Origin of the sequence: Streptococcus sp. Marseille-Q3604 (assembly GCF_916619785.1) — a bacterium.
In the GTDB taxonomy this organism is placed as follows: Bacteria; Bacillota; Bacilli; order Lactobacillales; family Streptococcaceae; genus Streptococcus.
Genome location: NZ_CAKAKM010000002.1, coordinates 717,816 through 735,000, shown reverse-complemented (window position 1 = coordinate 735,000; position 17,185 = coordinate 717,816). Strand labels below are relative to the sequence as shown.

The 17,185-nt window shown below is 38.0% G+C and carries 14 protein-coding genes, 1 tRNA gene and 1 rRNA gene; all 16 read right to left on the bottom strand.

What is annotated here, in order from left to right:
• Positions 1 to 7: 7 nt before the first annotated feature.
• The 16 genes from LG375_RS08140 to LG375_RS08065 all read right to left on the bottom strand — a co-directional run bounded on the left by LG375_RS08140 (position 8) and on the right by LG375_RS08065 (position 16,946).
• Positions 8 to 80: transfer RNA gene (locus LG375_RS08140), tRNA-Ala, on the bottom strand.
• Positions 81 to 134: 54 nt separating this feature from the next.
• Positions 135 to 1,682: ribosomal RNA gene (locus tag LG375_RS08135) — 16S ribosomal RNA — on the bottom strand.
• Positions 1,683 to 2,095: 413 nt separating this feature from the next.
• On the bottom strand, positions 2,096 to 3,238 hold the full coding sequence (gene tgt / locus LG375_RS08130; RefSeq protein WP_037600045.1) for a tRNA guanosine(34) transglycosylase Tgt: 1,143 nt from the start codon (positions 3,236 to 3,238) through the stop codon (positions 2,096 to 2,098).
• Between the two features lie 204 nt (positions 3,239 to 3,442).
• Positions 3,443 to 3,577, bottom strand: a complete 135-nt coding sequence (rpmH, locus tag LG375_RS08125) for a 50S ribosomal protein L34 (protein WP_002885866.1) — start codon at positions 3,575 to 3,577, stop codon at positions 3,443 to 3,445.
• Between the two features lie 195 nt (positions 3,578 to 3,772).
• A complete protein-coding gene (locus LG375_RS08120) occupies positions 3,773 to 4,336 on the bottom strand; it encodes an NAD(P)H-dependent oxidoreductase (protein WP_225745601.1) in 564 nt (187 codons plus the stop codon).
• A complete protein-coding gene (locus LG375_RS08115; RefSeq protein WP_225745600.1) occupies positions 4,333 to 4,929 on the bottom strand; it encodes a TetR/AcrR family transcriptional regulator in 597 nt (198 codons plus the stop codon). Before LG375_RS08115 ends, LG375_RS08120 begins: the two co-directional genes overlap by 4 nt.
• A 129-nt stretch (positions 4,930 to 5,058) precedes the next feature.
• Positions 5,059 to 6,102, bottom strand: a complete 1,044-nt coding sequence (jag, locus tag LG375_RS08110; RefSeq protein WP_225745599.1) for an RNA-binding cell elongation regulator Jag/EloR — start codon at positions 6,100 to 6,102, stop codon at positions 5,059 to 5,061.
• A gap of 11 nt (positions 6,103 to 6,113) precedes the next feature.
• On the bottom strand, positions 6,114 to 6,920 hold the full coding sequence (locus LG375_RS08105; protein ID WP_037601519.1) for a membrane protein insertase YidC: 807 nt from the start codon (positions 6,918 to 6,920) through the stop codon (positions 6,114 to 6,116).
• Between the two features lie 114 nt (positions 6,921 to 7,034).
• A complete protein-coding gene (rnpA, locus tag LG375_RS08100) occupies positions 7,035 to 7,370 on the bottom strand; it encodes a ribonuclease P protein component (protein ID WP_002891957.1) in 336 nt (111 codons plus the stop codon).
• Positions 7,371 to 7,454: 84 nt separating this feature from the next.
• Positions 7,455 to 8,840: an argininosuccinate lyase gene (gene argH, locus LG375_RS08095; protein WP_225745598.1), complete on the bottom strand. Its 1,386-nt coding sequence runs from the start codon at positions 8,838 to 8,840 to the stop codon at positions 7,455 to 7,457.
• 326 nt (positions 8,841 to 9,166) lie between these two features.
• The gene (locus LG375_RS08090; RefSeq protein ID WP_037598503.1) at positions 9,167 to 10,366 is read right to left on the bottom strand and encodes an argininosuccinate synthase; all 1,200 of its coding nucleotides are present in this window, start codon (positions 10,364 to 10,366) and stop codon (positions 9,167 to 9,169) included.
• Positions 10,367 to 11,308: 942 nt separating this feature from the next.
• Positions 11,309 to 12,052 carry a response regulator transcription factor gene (locus tag LG375_RS08085; RefSeq protein WP_073690048.1) on the bottom strand — a complete coding sequence of 248 codons (744 nt, stop codon included), beginning with the start codon at positions 12,050 to 12,052 and terminating at the stop codon, positions 11,309 to 11,311.
• Between the two features lies 1 nt (position 12,053).
• Positions 12,054 to 13,370 carry a GHKL domain-containing protein gene (locus tag LG375_RS08080; protein ID WP_225745597.1) on the bottom strand — a complete coding sequence of 439 codons (1,317 nt, stop codon included), beginning with the start codon at positions 13,368 to 13,370 and terminating at the stop codon, positions 12,054 to 12,056.
• A gap of 20 nt (positions 13,371 to 13,390) precedes the next feature.
• Positions 13,391 to 14,671, bottom strand: a complete 1,281-nt coding sequence (locus tag LG375_RS08075) for a hypothetical protein (RefSeq protein ID WP_002891965.1) — start codon at positions 14,669 to 14,671, stop codon at positions 13,391 to 13,393.
• A gap of 21 nt (positions 14,672 to 14,692) precedes the next feature.
• Positions 14,693 to 15,583: a histidine kinase gene (locus LG375_RS08070; protein ID WP_225745596.1), complete on the bottom strand. Its 891-nt coding sequence runs from the start codon at positions 15,581 to 15,583 to the stop codon at positions 14,693 to 14,695.
• 55 nt (positions 15,584 to 15,638) lie between these two features.
• Positions 15,639 to 16,946, bottom strand: coding sequence for a GHKL domain-containing protein (locus LG375_RS08065; RefSeq protein ID WP_037600068.1), 1,308 nt, complete (start codon positions 16,944 to 16,946; stop codon positions 15,639 to 15,641).
• Positions 16,947 to 17,185 lie beyond the last annotated feature (239 nt).

Sequence of the window (17,185 nt, the reverse complement as noted above, 5' to 3'; positions counted from 1 at the left end):
GATTCAATGGAGCCTAGCGGGATCGAACCGCTGACCTCCTGCGTGCAAAGCAGGCGCTCTCCCAGCTGAGCTAAGGCCCCACAAGACCTCTCAAAACTAAATAAGAAACTCAAGTACATTCCGTTTTTCCTTAGAAAGGAGGTGATCCAGCCGCACCTTCCGATACGGCTACCTTGTTACGACTTCACCCCAATCATCTATCCCACCTTAGGCGGCTGGCTCCAAAAGGTTACCTCACCGACTTCGGGTGTTACAAACTCTCGTGGTGTGACGGGCGGTGTGTACAAGGCCCGGGAACGTATTCACCGCGGCGTGCTGATCCGCGATTACTAGCGATTCCGACTTCATGTAGGCGAGTTGCAGCCTACAATCCGAACTGAGATTGGCTTTAAGAGATTAGCTTGCCGTCACCGACTCGCAACTCGTTGTACCAACCATTGTAGCACGTGTGTAGCCCAGGTCATAAGGGGCATGATGATTTGACGTCATCCCCACCTTCCTCCGGTTTATTACCGGCAGTCTCGCTAGAGTGCCCAACTGAATGATGGCAACTAACAATAGGGGTTGCGCTCGTTGCGGGACTTAACCCAACATCTCACGACACGAGCTGACGACAACCATGCACCACCTGTCACCGATGTACCGAAGTAACTTTCTATCTCTAGAAATAGCATCGGGATGTCAAGACCTGGTAAGGTTCTTCGCGTTGCTTCGAATTAAACCACATGCTCCACCGCTTGTGCGGGCCCCCGTCAATTCCTTTGAGTTTCAACCTTGCGGTCGTACTCCCCAGGCGGAGTGCTTAATGCGTTAGCTGCGGCACTGAATCCCGGAAAGGATCCAACACCTAGCACTCATCGTTTACGGCGTGGACTACCAGGGTATCTAATCCTGTTCGCTCCCCACGCTTTCGAGCCTCAGCGTCAGTTACAGACCAGAGAGCCGCTTTCGCCACCGGTGTTCCTCCATATATCTACGCATTTCACCGCTACACATGGAATTCCACTCTCCCCTTCTGCACTCAAGTTTGACAGTTTCCAAAGCGAACTATGGTTGAGCCACAGCCTTTAACTTCAGACTTATCAAACCGCCTGCGCTCGCTTTACGCCCAATAAATCCGGACAACGCTCGGGACCTACGTATTACCGCGGCTGCTGGCACGTAGTTAGCCGTCCCTTTCTGGTAAGCTACCGTCACAGTGTGAACTTTCCACTCTCACACTCGTTCTTGACTTACAACAGAGCTTTACGATCCGAAAACCTTCTTCACTCACGCGGCGTTGCTCGGTCAGGGTTGCCCCCATTGCCGAAGATTCCCTACTGCTGCCTCCCGTAGGAGTCTGGGCCGTGTCTCAGTCCCAGTGTGGCCGATCACCCTCTCAGGTCGGCTATGTATCGTCGCCTAGGTGAGCCGTTACCTCACCTACTAGCTAATACAACGCAGGTCCATCTTGTAGTGGAGCAATTGCCCCTTTCAAATAAATGACATGTGTCATCCATTGTTATGCGGTATTAGCTATCGTTTCCAATAGTTATCCCCCGCTACAAGGCAGGTTACCTACGCGTTACTCACCCGTTCGCAACTCATCCAAGAAGAGCAAGCTCCTCTCTTCAGCGTTCTACTTGCATGTATTAGGCACGCCGCCAGCGTTCGTCCTGAGCCAGGATCAAACTCTCATTAAAATCTTTAAAATTGTTCGAGCGTTAACTCATTACCGTCATCTGACGATTTATTCTTGTAAATTGACAGGTTATAATTTCTTCTATCATAACCCTGCACTTGGTTTCTTATTCAGTTCTCAAAGGTCTTTGTCTCTCTTAAGACAACTCCTATATTCTAGCAAATCTAGAATAGCTTGTCAACACTTTTTTCGAAGTTTTTTACTTCTCTTGTTCGCCGCCCCTTCCGAAGCAGCTTATTTATAATATCATCTCTGACTTATCTTGTCAATAACTTTTTTAAAGTTTTGGAACCTTTTCAAGTTTATGGCAAGTCTGTTAAGACAACTTTATATCTTAACACCAAAATCAATACTTGTCAATAGGGTTTTTGAAAAAAATAAAGCAGTACAATCATGTACTGCTAAATAAATTATTTAAAAATTTCTTTTACTTGCATTATAACCATATTTTTCAATGAAATCTTGGCGAAACTCAAGTAAATTGTCATCTATAATAGCTTGTCGTACCTTGGCCATTAAATTTACCAAGAAGTAGAGATTATGATAACTTGTCAGGCGAATTCCAAACGTTTCATCTGCTTTCAACAAATGTCTCACATAAGCACGTGTGTAATTCTTACATGTATAACAATCACACTCAGGATCTATAGGGCTAAAATCTTCTGCATACGCCGCATTTTTTACCACGAGACGCCCTTGACTCGTCATACAAGTTCCGTTTCGAGCAATTCGAGTAGGAAGAACACAATCATACATATCAACGCCACGGATAACACCGTCAATCAAACTATCTGGTGCTCCTACTCCCATGAGATAACGTGGCTTATTTTCAGGTAGTAGAGGTACAGTAAAGTCTAGTACGGCATTCATCTCTTCATGAGTTTCTCCAACCGCAAGACCTCCAATTGAATAACCTGGAAAATCCATAGAAACCAAATCCTGTGCAGATTGTCTACGAAGGTCTTCAAAACCTGCCCCCTGTACGATTCCAAAAAGACCTTGATCATGTGGACGACGATGTGCTTTTAGCCCTCGTTCTGCCCAACGACTTGTACGTTCAATAGAATTTTTCACATAATCATATGGTTGGTAAAATTGAGGGCATTCGTCAAAGCTCATCATAATATCTGAACCGAGATTGTTCTGAATCGAGATCGCTTTTTCAGGAGATAAAAACATCTTACTTCCATTAAGGTGATTTTTAAATGTTACACCTTCTTCAGAAATATTGCGTTTTTCTGCCAATGAATAAACTTGGAAACCACCGCTATCTGTAAGAATCGCTTGATCCCAATTCATGAATTTATGGAGTCCTCCAGCTTTAGCAACAAGCTCATCACCAGGTCTTAGCCATAAATGATAGGTATTGGCCAAAATAATTCCTGAACCCATCTGTTTTAATTCTTCAGGGGATTGCGTTTTTACTGTAGCTTGGGTGCCTACAGGCATAAACATCGGCGTCGGAAAAGTTCCATGAGGTGTGATAATTTCCCCCAGACGTGCTCCTGTGTGTTTTTCTTTCTTTATAAGACGATATTTAATAGGAAAATCAGTCATTTATACTCCTTACATTAGGAAAAACAGTCCTAAGTATTTTTTAGTCAGTGGTCATTATCCACAACCGCTTTAGTTTATCAAAAATTACAAGAATTGTCAGCTCTATATTTTCAAACTCTCGATGAATACCATCAAACACCAACACTAACATTCATAGCAAACAAAAAAACAACAGTCTCGAGCACTGTTGCTTTCAATAACGTCTTATGCTGAAAGAACTTTACGTCCTTTACGACGACGAGCTGCAAGAACACGACGTCCGTTTTTAGTTGACATACGGTGACGGAATCCGTGTTTACGTTGACGACGGATTTTACTTGGTTGATAAGTACGTTTCACGTTGAATACCTCCTGATAGATTTTCGTATTCGTTTAGCCGGCTATTTTTGATCAGTTACTAAACATACCATACTATTTTATAGCAATAGCTTAATCTTGTCAAGAATTACTTAGATATTAATTTTATTATATCTTTGAAACCCTTAGGCTGGTGATAATTGTAGACCACATTACTATCCCTATATCATCGCTTGCTCATAACGTTCTTGCTATTTTAGCTATTTTCTTGAGCACCTCTTTTCGCTTATGGTCACCCATATACTCAACAGGTGAAATCTGGGTAACTTTGACCGATTTAATACCACAAGGTTTTAGGACTTGAAATTTTAGAACTTTGCTATAATCTTGAACTAAAGGTAGAACTATCTTTGGTGTATTGTGGGTTGTAATAATCCAAGCTTTCCCAGTCAGTTTACCATCCAATCCACGGGGTGTATTTTCATAGGCAAAACTAGCAGCAAAGACGCGTTCAATAAATCCTTTCAGGATAGCCGGCATTCCACTCCACCAAATTGGAAAAATAAAAATCAACTGATCTGCCCAAATTATTAAATCTCGATAGTCTTTCATAGCTACATCGTGCGCTAGGTCTCTTCTCCTATGCGTTGTATCAAAGCGTAAAACAGGATCGAACCGCTCTTTATACAAATCTAGAACCTTTAACTCATGTTTAGACGATAAATTCTCCTTGATAGTCTCTAGTATAGAGGCATTGTAGCTCTTGTCGTTTGGATGTGCGTAAATAATTAAGGTTTTCATTGTTTAGCTCCTTTAACGTAGATGTCTAACATAGTACTAACAGTCTCTTTAATAGTGTTACTATTGAAATTATCACCAATAGGACTCCTTACCAAAACAGCTAATCCAGTAATAAAACTCCAGATATGAACTAATATTTCTGTCTCACTACCAGAAATGTTCATTTCACTTTTTAGCTTCAAAACCACACTCTTAAAGTGCTCAAATCCTGGTAAATGGGCATTAACAGAGATACTGTCCTGGATTAGTTCCATATAATTGAAAGGAAACTTAATAAATAAGGCCTCAAAACTGTTTGTTTCTTTTTGAGCAAATTCCACAAAATTACACCCCATTAATACTAATTGATCCCTTACATCAAGAGAAGAGTCTATTCCTTGTGTCAGATACTTCAAAAAGATCTCAGATAAACACTCTAAAACTACCTGAAGATATACACCCTTATTTTCAAAGTGCTTATAGGGTGCTCCATGGGTGATCCCGCATTTTTGAGCCACCGTTCGGATAGATAGTTGATCGATCCCTCTTATTCTTATCTCCTCAATTCCAGTTGTGATTAACTTTTCCTTCAATTCAGCAGTATTACGTTTCATTTTGACTCCTATTTGCATATAAGTAGACAGCGATTACTTTTTATTAAAGTATACACTGTCTACTTTTAATTGTCAAAAAAACTAGCCTTCAAATAAGACTAGTTTCTGTAAGCAATAACGCTATTCTAATTATACTTTTGTCACAACAACGTAACGGTTAGGATCGTCCCCTTCCGAGTGACTTTCAACCCCTTCAATTTGAGAAAGTGCCTTATGGATAATTTTTCGTTCGCTATTCGTCATTGGATCCATAACATACTCTCGGCCTGTTTCTTTTACCTTAGCTGCCGTTTTTTCTGCTAAATCAATCAAAGTCTCTGTGCGTTGCTCCAAATAATCACGAACATTAAGAACAACACTAAAGCGTTTAGAATGACGATCGTGCAAATAATTTTGCGCTAAAAGTTGTAAAGACTTGAGAACCTTGCCATGATAACCGATAACACGACCAGGTTGGTCTGTTTCAATCTGAATGATAATATTGCGACGATTGTGACTAACCTCTAGGCTAGCATCAACATCCATTTCATAGATAATTTTTTCAAGATAAGATAAAACATCATCTGCAGCTGCTTGAATATCTTCTAAATTATTTTCAGAAGAATCATCTGAACTAAACTCAGATGCCACAAAAGCACTGAAATCTCCTTCTGAAGTTTCCAGCGTCTGAACTTGAGCAACTGGTTCTAGTTGAGGTTCAAGCGAACTTGCCATAAATTCTGTAGCATCCTCTTCTGATGACTCACGTTTAACAGATAGAGGAATAATTGTTGCCTTTGGTTGCTCCTGTTTCTTATCTGTCAACTCTTCACCAAGGGGCTCTGTAGATACTGGTTGCTTTAAGTTTTCTTGTGCAATTTCCTTATTATCTGAAACCGTAACGAGTTTTGTCACTTTATTGAAAGCAATCGTTTCGTCTTTTGGACTTGCGACAGAATCGTCGAATTGTTTTATAGCATCAGGAGCCACTTTAACGTTGTTTTGATCTGCTTCATGAACTATCTTTTCATTTATTGGTTCAACGCTAACTCGAGCTGGCTTCTTTCCGAACCCTAGAAAACCTTTTTTCTCACGAGAAATCACCTTAATATGAGCCCTCATACGGGGTAAATTAAGATCTTTCAAACCTTTTTCAATAGCTTGTTCGACTGTTCGTCCAGAATAGACAACCATAATAAGCCTCCTTATTTACGTTTATGCGCCTTTTTCTTGGCACGACGAATCTTAGCTTTACGTTCTTTTTCTTCCATTTCCAAACGATTACGTTCTTCGATGATTTTAAACGGATTATTAAAAACCAAAATCTGAATAACTTGGAAGGCGTTTGAAACTGCCCAGTAAAGTGCTACCCCTGAAGAAATCTGAGTTCCAAACCAGAAAATAAAGATTGGAAGCATGATATTCATAACAAGAAGCATTGCACTACGATCTTTAGCTGCCTTATTGGTCAACCAAGTTGAAAGGAAGGTGAAAGCAGCCGCCAAAATCGGAAGAATAAAGTAAGGGTCTTTTTGACCTAGGTCAACCCAGAGGAATGTTCCTTCTCGCAATTCTGGCACTCGCGTGAGCGCTCCATAAAGAGCCATCAAAATAGGAAATTGAATCAAGAGAGGAACAAAGCTTGCGTAAGGATTTACACCATGCTCTTTATAAAGATCTTGTTGTGCATAAGCAAGAGCTTCACGATTCTCGCGTCCAGGATACTCACTCTGCAAGCGACGTAACTCTGGCTGCAACTCTTGTAGTTCACGGCTTGACTTAATTTGGCGATTATAAAGAGGAATCATTACCGCACGAATTAAGATCGTGAAAATGATAATCCCTAATCCAATGGAACCACCAAATGAGAGCCCTTGAATAGCCTTCCCAAACATTAAAATGAGACGTTCCCAAAGGCCTGTAGAATGACTTGTAACATCACTTCGTCCACATGCGGACAAAAGCAAGAGAACTCCTGCACCTAAAATAGATAAATTAAGTTTTTTCTTCACTAAAAACTCCTTTTTAATACGATAAAGAACTGCTTGCTTCCATTCATTAAGACTATCTCAAAAATCAGGAACGATCTTAGTTTATCCTACAATGTAAAGAAGCAAAATAATTTTCTAGTCCTTATATAACTTTGCTATTTTTAAGACATGAACGAGATTGCTATAAATGTCTTGATAACTTAAGTCTTCGACACCTTTACGAGCAATAACGACAAAATCTTGATGTTCTAACTGAGATGACATGTCCATCAGTGCATGTCGTAGACGACGTTTTACCCGATTCCGAGTAACCGCATTACCAAGACGCTTACTGACCGACAAACCTACTCTAAAATGAGGTAGATCACGATCCAGACAGTAGACAACAAATTTTCGATTAGCAACACTGTGTCCCGCATCAAATAATGCTTTAAAGTCTTTCTCTTTCTTAACGCGATAAGATTTTTTCAAAATGCGACTCCAAACTCAAAATTAGTACTATTATATCATAAATAGCAAAAAAGCCCAAAACCTTATGGTTAGGGCCTTAGAGACTTATTTTTTTAGAGCTTTTTGAGCTTCTTTGATTTGCCATTTAACCTGGTCAAAACCAGTTCCACCAAGGGAATGACGACGTTCAACAGCTGTATGAGATTTAAGCGTCTCATAGATGTCCTCTTCAATTAAATCTGAGACTCCTTGATAACGTTCGAGAGGAACATCCTGAAGATAATAACCAGCTTTGGTACACTCAAGGACAAGTTTTCCAACAATCTCATGTGCTTCACGGAATGGAAGTCCTTTAGACGCAAGATAATCAGCCAACTCTGTAGCATTTGAAAAATCTTTCTCTGTTGATTCTGCCATATGCTTGTCGTTAACAGTCATTGTATTGAGCATACCTGCGAGAATATCAATAGCAACAGTAATCGTTTCTACCGTATCAAACATACCTTCTTTATCTTCTTGGAGATCTTTATTGTAGGCTAAAGGTAATGACTTCATCACAGTCAATAACCCAATCAGATTGCCATAGACACGACCTGATTTCCCACGAATTAGTTCTGCCATATCTGGGTTTTTCTTTTGAGGCATAATGGAAGAGCCTGTTGAAAAAGTATCTGATAGAGTCACAAACTTAAACTCGTTAGAACACCAGTTAATGATTTCTTCACAAATACGTGTCATATGCATCATTAGAATACTTGAGTTTGACAAGAATTCGAGAATAAAGTCACGATCAGAAACAGCATCCAAGGAATTGCTATATGGCTTTGCGAAGCCCATTAAGTCAGATGTCATATTACGATCAATTGGGAAAGTTGTTCCTGCCAGTGCAGCAGCTCCGAGTGGAGAGATATCCGTATGCTTGATATTAAATTCAAAACGTTCGGCATCACGTGTAAACATGTTGTAATAAGCCATCAAGTGGTGACCAAAAGAAATCGGTTGTGCATGCTGCAAGTGGGTGTAGCCTGGCATAATTGTGTAGGTATGTTTGTCTGCTAGGTTGACTAAAGTACCACGTAAATTATCAAGCTTCTCAATAACTTCCACTAATTTAGCTTTCAGATACAAGTGCATATCCGTTGCCACTTGGTCGTTACGTGAACGTGCTGTATGAAGTTTTCCTGCTACTGGTCCAATTTTAGCTGTTAAAAGGCTCTCCATATTCATATGAATATCTTCATTGGAAATATCGAATTCTAGTTTACCAGCCTTATATTCCTCAAGCAACTCTTCCAAGCCCTGTTTAATTTGTAAAGCTTCCTCTTTGGTAATAATTCCTGTCTCACCAAGCATAGTGACATGGGCAATAGACCCTTTAAGGTCAAACTCTGCCATCTTTTGGTCAAAGGAGATTGAAGCACCAAATTCTTCTACCCATTTTTCAAGACTAGCTTCGAACCGACCGCCCCATAGTTTATGATTTTCTGCCATAGTTTTATTTTGAAGATTTCCCTACACCGAGATAATCTTCCATCCTTTCTTAATACTTATAACAAGCAACGACCTCTTGGGTCACAATAACTTAAATGAAAAAAGCTAGATAGTATTTGTCTAGCTTAATTTGTCTCTCTGGACACTTGTTTTCCTAAATCCCGATCTCAGTCGTAGTTTATTTAGGCTCGTGACGCTTCTCAGAACGCCTTAACGATAATAATATAAGTTATAAGAAAAGAGTATCAGATGTGGCTCCCTGTCCACTTTTATCTGATATTAAGAATTTTCCTTCTCATATCCTGCTTTTCTTATGAAATCTGTCATTAATTGTCAAACGGATGGTTAACTTGAGAATTTACCTGTGTTGGAAGCCCCCAAAGCTTGATAAATCCAATCGCAGCATCCTGATCAAAGCTGTCCGCTGATGTGTAAGTAGCCAAGTTTTCATCATACAATGAATTAGCTGATTGACGTGCTACAACCTGAGCATGCCCTTTATAAAGTTTGACTTTAGCGATACCATTAACAACTTTTTGTGTTTCCTTAATATAAGCAATGATAGCTTGTGTTGCCGGGCTAAACCACAAAGCATTGTAGATAAGGTTTGACAATTCATTTTCAAGAATTGGTTTGAAATGAGAAACTTCACGTACCAAAGTTAGGTCCTCAATTTCTTTATGAGCTGTCAAAAGCGCAATAGCTCCTGGGCATTCATAAATTTCACGTGACTTGATACCCACAAGACGATTCTCAACGTGGTCGATACGTCCTACACCATGCTTGCCAGCAATAACATTCATTTCTTGGATAAGGTCAGCCAATTTCATTTCTTTACCGTTAAGGGCAACTGGTTTCCCTTCTTTAAAGGTTACATCGACATATTCAGCTTCATCTGGTGCAGACTCTGGTGAATTGGTAATTCCAAAAGCTTCTTCTGGAGCTTGATTCCAAGGATTTTCAAGAACACCACACTCGTTAGCACGTCCCCAAAGGTTTTGATCGACTGAGTAAGGATTATCAAGGTCGGCTGGAACTGGAACACCATTAGCCTTAGCATACTCAATTTCTTCCTCACGAGACCATTTCCATTCACGCACTGGCGCTACTACTTTAAGACTTGGATCTAGGGCAGCAATGGCAACTTCGAAACGAACTTGGTCATTACCTTTACCAGTACAACCGTGAGCGATAGTTGTTGCTCCTGTTTCATGAGCAATCTCAACTAATTTTTTAGCAATAATTGGACGGCTAAGCGCTGAAACCAAAGGATACTTTTGTTCATAGTAAGCGTGAGCCTGAAGTGCTGGAAGCACATAGTCTTCAGCAAACTCGTCTTTAACATCAAGCACGTATGACTCGATAGCTCCAACTGTCAAAGCTTTGTCATGGATGAACTCAAGATCTTTACCTTCACCGACATCCATACAAACAGCGATAACATCGTAATCTTTTTTAAGCCATGTAATAGCGACTGAGGTATCAAGACCTCCCGAATAGGCAAGAATAACTTTCTCTTTTGACATAATATTTTTCTCTTTTCTTATATTTTCTTGTGGTTGCTATCTCTATCAACCTTACGAGATTAATTATATTGCATATTTATTCACTTGTCAACAGCTTTTTGTTATTTTTTTATATTTATTTCGTTTTTATTTGTTTTTATTTATTATTTCGACCTAAAAAGTGCGTAATTCTTAATTTTTATTCAATTTTATGCAAAGAATGGTGGAAAATAAAAAAACACTCTTGAAACGATACAAATAGATTCAAAAGCATCTTTAACTATTTATCTTCTAAAATGCCAAAAGGCCTGTACAAAGTACAGACCTTTTGAACAACAGCATCATCGGTAGAGAACACAACAGCAATTTTAGATAGAATGAATGAGGGAAATTATTATGTTTAAGGGACTAACTTAAACCATACATTCTTCTTGCTCTCTAACCTTGATTACATTATAGCATGCAATCCCAAAATGTATATCTTCATTTCCTAAAATGTCGAATTTCACTCACAGAATGTATTTTTTATCCTAATCTGCACTAATCCCCTTAAAAACAAAAAAGGCTTGATTTCTCAAGCCTATTAATTTCTATAAAAAAGATATGTAATTGGACGAGCGGCCAATAAAAAATGGGGATTAGGAAAAAGTTATATAAAAGTACATTATTTATTTTCATAAAGTGTATGTAGATTTCAATAAGATTGACGATGTCTCATTTCCGAATCACATATCTTGATTATATAATAACTTTTTTCAATTTAATTGTCTACACGATTTCATAGAATGTCGTTTTTTCATCCTGAACTGCATTTTTTTTAGTTATTTTTTTATAAATCTCTAAATTCCATCACTAAAGGACATCTATTTTGTGTTTTTACAGAATTTGCTCACCTATAAGATAATCAATCACCTATAAAATAAACACATGCTTTTTTAGACTAAAAAGAACATTAGTCGATGACTAATGTTCTTTTACCTCTGACCATTTTTTAAGCAAGGCCTTCATTTTCAAACGTGAAACTGGACAAGAATCGCCATTCTCAAAGTAAATCATCAACTGACTCTTATCAATACGAGAAATATTATCCAAATTAACTAAAAACGAACGATGACAAGAAAAGAGTTTTTTATTCACCGAAGTAATATCTCCAAGATTGGCATAAAACTCCAAACGCTCTGTTTTGGTAATCAGCATCACCTTATGAGGTGTCACAGCAGTCGCAAAATAATAAATATCTCTCATAGGGACTTGAATTCGAGACTGTGCTGTTTCAAACACAAATATCTCATCATCATCCACATCTCCAACTTTTTGATTTACAAAAGTCAATGTTTGTTTTAGTTGTTGTTTGAACTCTGCATTAGAGACTGTCTTATCAATAAAATCTAACGCAGAAACCTTGTATTTAAAACTAATAGGTGCAAACTCTGAGTGAGTTGTCACAAAAATAATAACCGCATTAGCATCTTGTTGGCGAATTTCTGAGGCTACCTCTAGCCCCTTCTTTCGCTCACCATCAATATCAATATCCAAAAGGAAAACCTGATGGTTACCCTTCTCGTTGATACTGGACAATAGTTTGTGGGGTTTAGAAAAAACTTCAAGTTTTCGTACGGAAAACGTGCCCTCTGAAACCAATTCTCTGATGATGTCACTAATACGTGTTTGCTGCATTAAGTCATCTTCTAAAATGTAAATATTCATATTAGGGCCTCATTTCTAGTATTTGCATCATTTTATGATTCTGACTACGGACAGAGAAGGACGTATTCGGATAACGTTCCAAGATATCTTGAACAGCATTAACACCTATACCACCCTCAGGATGAGGAGTCTGGGTACCCATCATTGAAAGTGGAACTTGCTCATCTGCAATTGTACTTTCAATAATAAAACTCTGGCAATCTTCTTCATCAAAATAGGCCAGACTAATGAAACCCTCACTGGCTTTACGAGCACCATCAATAGCATTATCCATGAGGTGACCCAAAACTACAGCTAAATCTAAATCAGTTAGATAGCTATGAGTCACTGGATCTGGAATCTCTGCATGAATATTGAGTCGATACATCTGAGCTTCATGATATTTTGATGAAAGTAGACTATGAATACTTGGGTTTTGGATATTATCCAAATCTGTGACCTGAGTCGAAAAGCTGTGCTGATCTCGATTGACATAAAGATCAACTAAATCTTTTTTGTAAGAACGAATATCTCCTGTTCTTTCGATATCTCTCAAATTATTAAGCAGAAAATTATAGTTAGAGCGAACATGCATCAAGTCTCTATACAAACCTTCCACCCTAGTATTCTCGCGCTTCAAATCATCAAGATAGTTGGCTTGCTTCATGGCCAAATCCTGCTCTATTTTTTCCTTAGCAAACTGGTTCACAGCTCCTAATACAAAGAGGAGTAAGTAGAGATATCCCATTACCAATGGTACACGAAACCTACTCTCAAGATGTAACTCTGGAAAATAAGTATCAAATGTCGACACCAAAAAGATAACTAAATAATAAAGCAAAAGAAGCATGTTGACCAAACCCAGACGGTTCTTTTTTTCTTGTTGGGCAGCAACTTTCAAGATATCTGTAAAATCTAGACGTAAAATAAAATCTACTATTCTGACCGTCAACATGACAAAGGAAAGTGGTACCACAGACCACCAAATATTGTTGTTTAAAGTAGCAGCAGTTATGCCAAGTATCTGCGGGAAGAAGAAGGTAGCCAAAAAACGTCTTGCCAAATCAACTAGTACCACTGGGTAAAAACCTAGAAAAAAGCGCTCTACAGAAGTGACACTTTTATTCAGTTGATAACTAAATGTCAATGTTACAATGGCTACTAAGGGAGGTACTATGCCTATATAGCGTCCAATGAGTTGTCCCCAAATGCATAGAGCAACATCAAATAACAAATAAAGCATACGATTTTTAAGATTAGTGTTTTGCCCACCAATACGTAAGTAGATATCCCAAATGATGACAAACATCAAAATTTGAAATAAGATGTTACCCAGCATAGTTATCCCCCTTTCTACGATTATAGTCCTACCGTGACAATTTGATAGGTTTTAAATAATTCTTTTTTATTTGTTAAACCGATACCGTTTGACCAGCAAAACTGAGCAAAATCACGACTAATAGTCAGACTATCGTCGAGCTTCGGATCAGCTTCCTGGTTAGTATTTTCAAGAATAAAGCTGAGATTGCCATCCTCATTCTGTTGAATAAGGAAACCAATATCTGTCTCCGGCTCCTTGGCCCAAAGTTTTTCAGCTAAGTTCACGCAACGTTCTAAAACTCTAATAAGAACTGCAATATTTAAATTGTTAGGATAAGCATCAACGTTGACATCCAACCTAACGGTGATACCCTTTTGTTCCAAAGGAATGATTTGGTTTACAATCCAACTTCTTAATACCGGATAAGGAATCTCGAACAGAGGAGCCAACTTATCATTTAAGTCCAAATTATCAAGTTTAAGATGATTCAAATGCTCATGATAAACAGATAAAACCTCTGATAATTGATTTTTAGCCAATGGAGTCTCAAGAGCTACCAAAAGACTCTCAAAATCTTTTTCAATAGGCTTTACTTTTGTAAAAAGATCCTCAATATGTTTATTATAGACTTCCAAGTTATAGACATAGGTCTCTACAGCTTCCTTACTACGTTCTCTGACAAATTTATGAGAATAGCGGTTCAAGGTTGTTACCATTAGGAGATAAACTGCCATTGCAATAAAAATTGGCCCTCCCACATTACTACCTGTTGATACCAAAATAGTACTACAAGTAATGTAGAGTGCAAAGGTCAGATCAACGGCTATCAACAGACGTTCACGACCACGTGAATAAATCAATTCCTTGACCTTATCAACATCTGAACTTGAAAGATAATTGACATAGAGAAAGAATGGGTAAATCAGTACAAAAGATAACAATTTGAGGAAGAAGTTTTCTTGAATCTCACTTAAAGTCATATTTGTAAACAGATTATTGAATACATAAAATGGGGTAAAAGTCGCAAATAAATCTGTAAAAATAACCGAGAAAGCTCCAAAAAAGAGGCTTGCCCAGAGCGTCAAACGATGTTCCCGACGTTCCTTTAAGGCCAAAGCTAAAAAGATAACAACTTGATAATAGAAGCCGTCACCTTTACCAAGTGATACCACTATACCTAAGAGACTTAAACAAAATACTTTCCAGTAAGCTAGTGTGCTCCTTGTTAGTTTTTTATAAATAAACCAGGTAATATGAAAACTAATAATTTGAATAATACTATTTTCAAGGGATACCATGGTCCAAAGTTGTAAGTTCATGATAATATTTCCTGTTTATACTCAAGAGACATTTTCGTCACCTTCTTCAATGAGTTCTTGACCCGCCTTTTTCAAAATATCCTGATAGGTTTGTTCAATAAGGTCAAAATCCCCACTATCAATACTTGTCTGCATACTAATGAGTATGTTTTCATAATCATGTTTAAATGAGCGTACACTCTTATAGGCAGTTTCGATTTTTTCATTATAAGCTTCCAGACTCCTCAAATGCTCCTCTTGTTCTCTAAGAATTTTACTATCACGAACATCTTTACCGTAGGAAACAAAACGAACAAGAATATACATGTGTATAAGAAAACCAACCCAAATATAGATTTGAGGGTAACCCGGGAGGTAGGTCTGACTCAGGAGCAAGGAGAATATCTCCTGTTTAAAGAGGATAAGCAGATAACTGATAATTAAAATATGATCAACTTGCAAAAGCATGCTCTTATATTTATCCTGCAAATCCTGATATGGTTCCTTAAAAAAGCTATCTAAACCGAACATTTTTTGCAAGCCTAGAAAGAAAGGAAGGACAACACTATCTACAGCCAAGATTCCTAAATGGTTTGGAACCAACTCAACCGGCTTATTAAAGAAAACTCGGAAAAGATAAAAACTAAAGAAACTTGTAATCAGGGTCCAAAAGACAGGGGCAAAGAAAGCATAAAAATACTTTTCTTCTCGTAAAGCCTGAGGTTTTTCAAGAAAAATAAAGACTAGGAGATAGATTGCATCTGGAATATCAATTTGCCATAGCACCTTGGCTAACCACTTAACGGCAGTTACTACGATTACATAAGGAATATAACGGTAAGTAAAAACATCTAGATAAGCCATTCTAGCTAAAATCACAAGATGTGAAACGACAACAACCAAAGCAATAAGGCCATCAATCGCAAGTTGCATATGCTTTTCCCCTTTCTATTTTCCCTTATCCTCCACAAATATTATCTTTGATTTATCAATTATCCTGAAAAGAGAGGACCTGGGTAAAATGATGGTCACAACTACGAGTCTCAAGATTTACTTTTGGATAGCGATTAAGTATATCTGCGACCTTAGACAAACCAAGTCCTCGGCCTTCACCTTTGCTAGAAACCCCTTCATCAAAAATCCTTGACACAGGAATACGTTCTTCTCTGGTTGTATTATCAATAACCAAGATAAGATAACCTTGATTTTTAAAGAAGGATATGGTTAAAGTAGGATTTTCAGAATCCACTGCCGACTCAATAGCATTGTTTAAGAAGACAGAAGAAATCACAACCAAATCTAAGGCCTCTATCTGAGTTGACGATATAACATCTGGTAACTCCAAATTGACCTTAATTCCTAAGTTCTCTGCCTCAAGCACTTTAGCAGAAAAGAGACTCTTGAGAGACGTGATTTCTAAGTTGATCAAACGTGACAATTCATAATTTGACAAAGTTAAGCTATTTCCAGATTTCTCTAAAAGCTCTGCATACTCTTGTTTCAAAGCAGGTAAGTCTCGACGTTGGATACTAACCTCCATTGTCTTAAGTCCTTCAAGATAATCCTTCTTCACCTGAGAAATATCATTATAGAGATTTTCTAAACGGTGGCTATATTCCTCTAAACTTTCCTCATGTCTAGCCATTTCTTCGGCCAACTGGTTTTTCACTCTTCTCTTAGAATAGATATTAAGCTGAGCAAAGAGCAAAATAAAGAGAATGGAGTAAACAATCGTAATACTGCCCGCTAAATAAATAAAGAGGCCTGTGTAAGGAAAGATGTTACTGGCATAGAAAATAATTAAAGATAAAACAATATAAGCCAGAGTAACCCCAACCAATAAGCGTTGCCTAACTTGGTAAGTATGGTTATTTCCCATAACATTGAGAGCACCAAAGTCAATAAAGAATACTTTGACAATCAGATGAAAAATTGGATAAATCAAGAGATAAGACAAAGCAATAAGTACTGGGGTGTCCTTGACCTGTAAATAATTAATTTGAAAAATCCATGGGAAAAAGTAAAGTTGAAGCAGTTTCGAGGTGACTTCAACAAAAACCCACGGCAAAAAGGTGAAAAGAAAAGAATTCTTTTCACTACTTGATATTTTATTTAAGAAAAGATAGCAGAACAAAAGTGCTAAGAGCGACCCTGTAATGCCTCCGACAAATAGAGAGAGCAAGAGACTCCCTGCGATAAACCAGCATTTACTCTTCCAAGTTTTGAGCAAACCTGACATATCGTGACTAACAATTAAAATAGCCAATAGACGTAGAACCGTAAACAAAACGATCATCTCTAGACTCCCCCCTTTCCTTTCAAAAATCAACCTACTTTATTGTAACATAAATATATAATTTAGCGTCATTCCTATTAGAAAAAGCTAAAAATATAAATTTATTTTTTCTCGGTTAAGAACAATCAATTATTAATATGAGCGTCAGACCATTTCCCATATCCCCTACTTTTCATAAACATAAAAAAGAGCTTAGAAAAACTAAGCTCTTTAACTGACTCATACCTTCTTTTTATGGG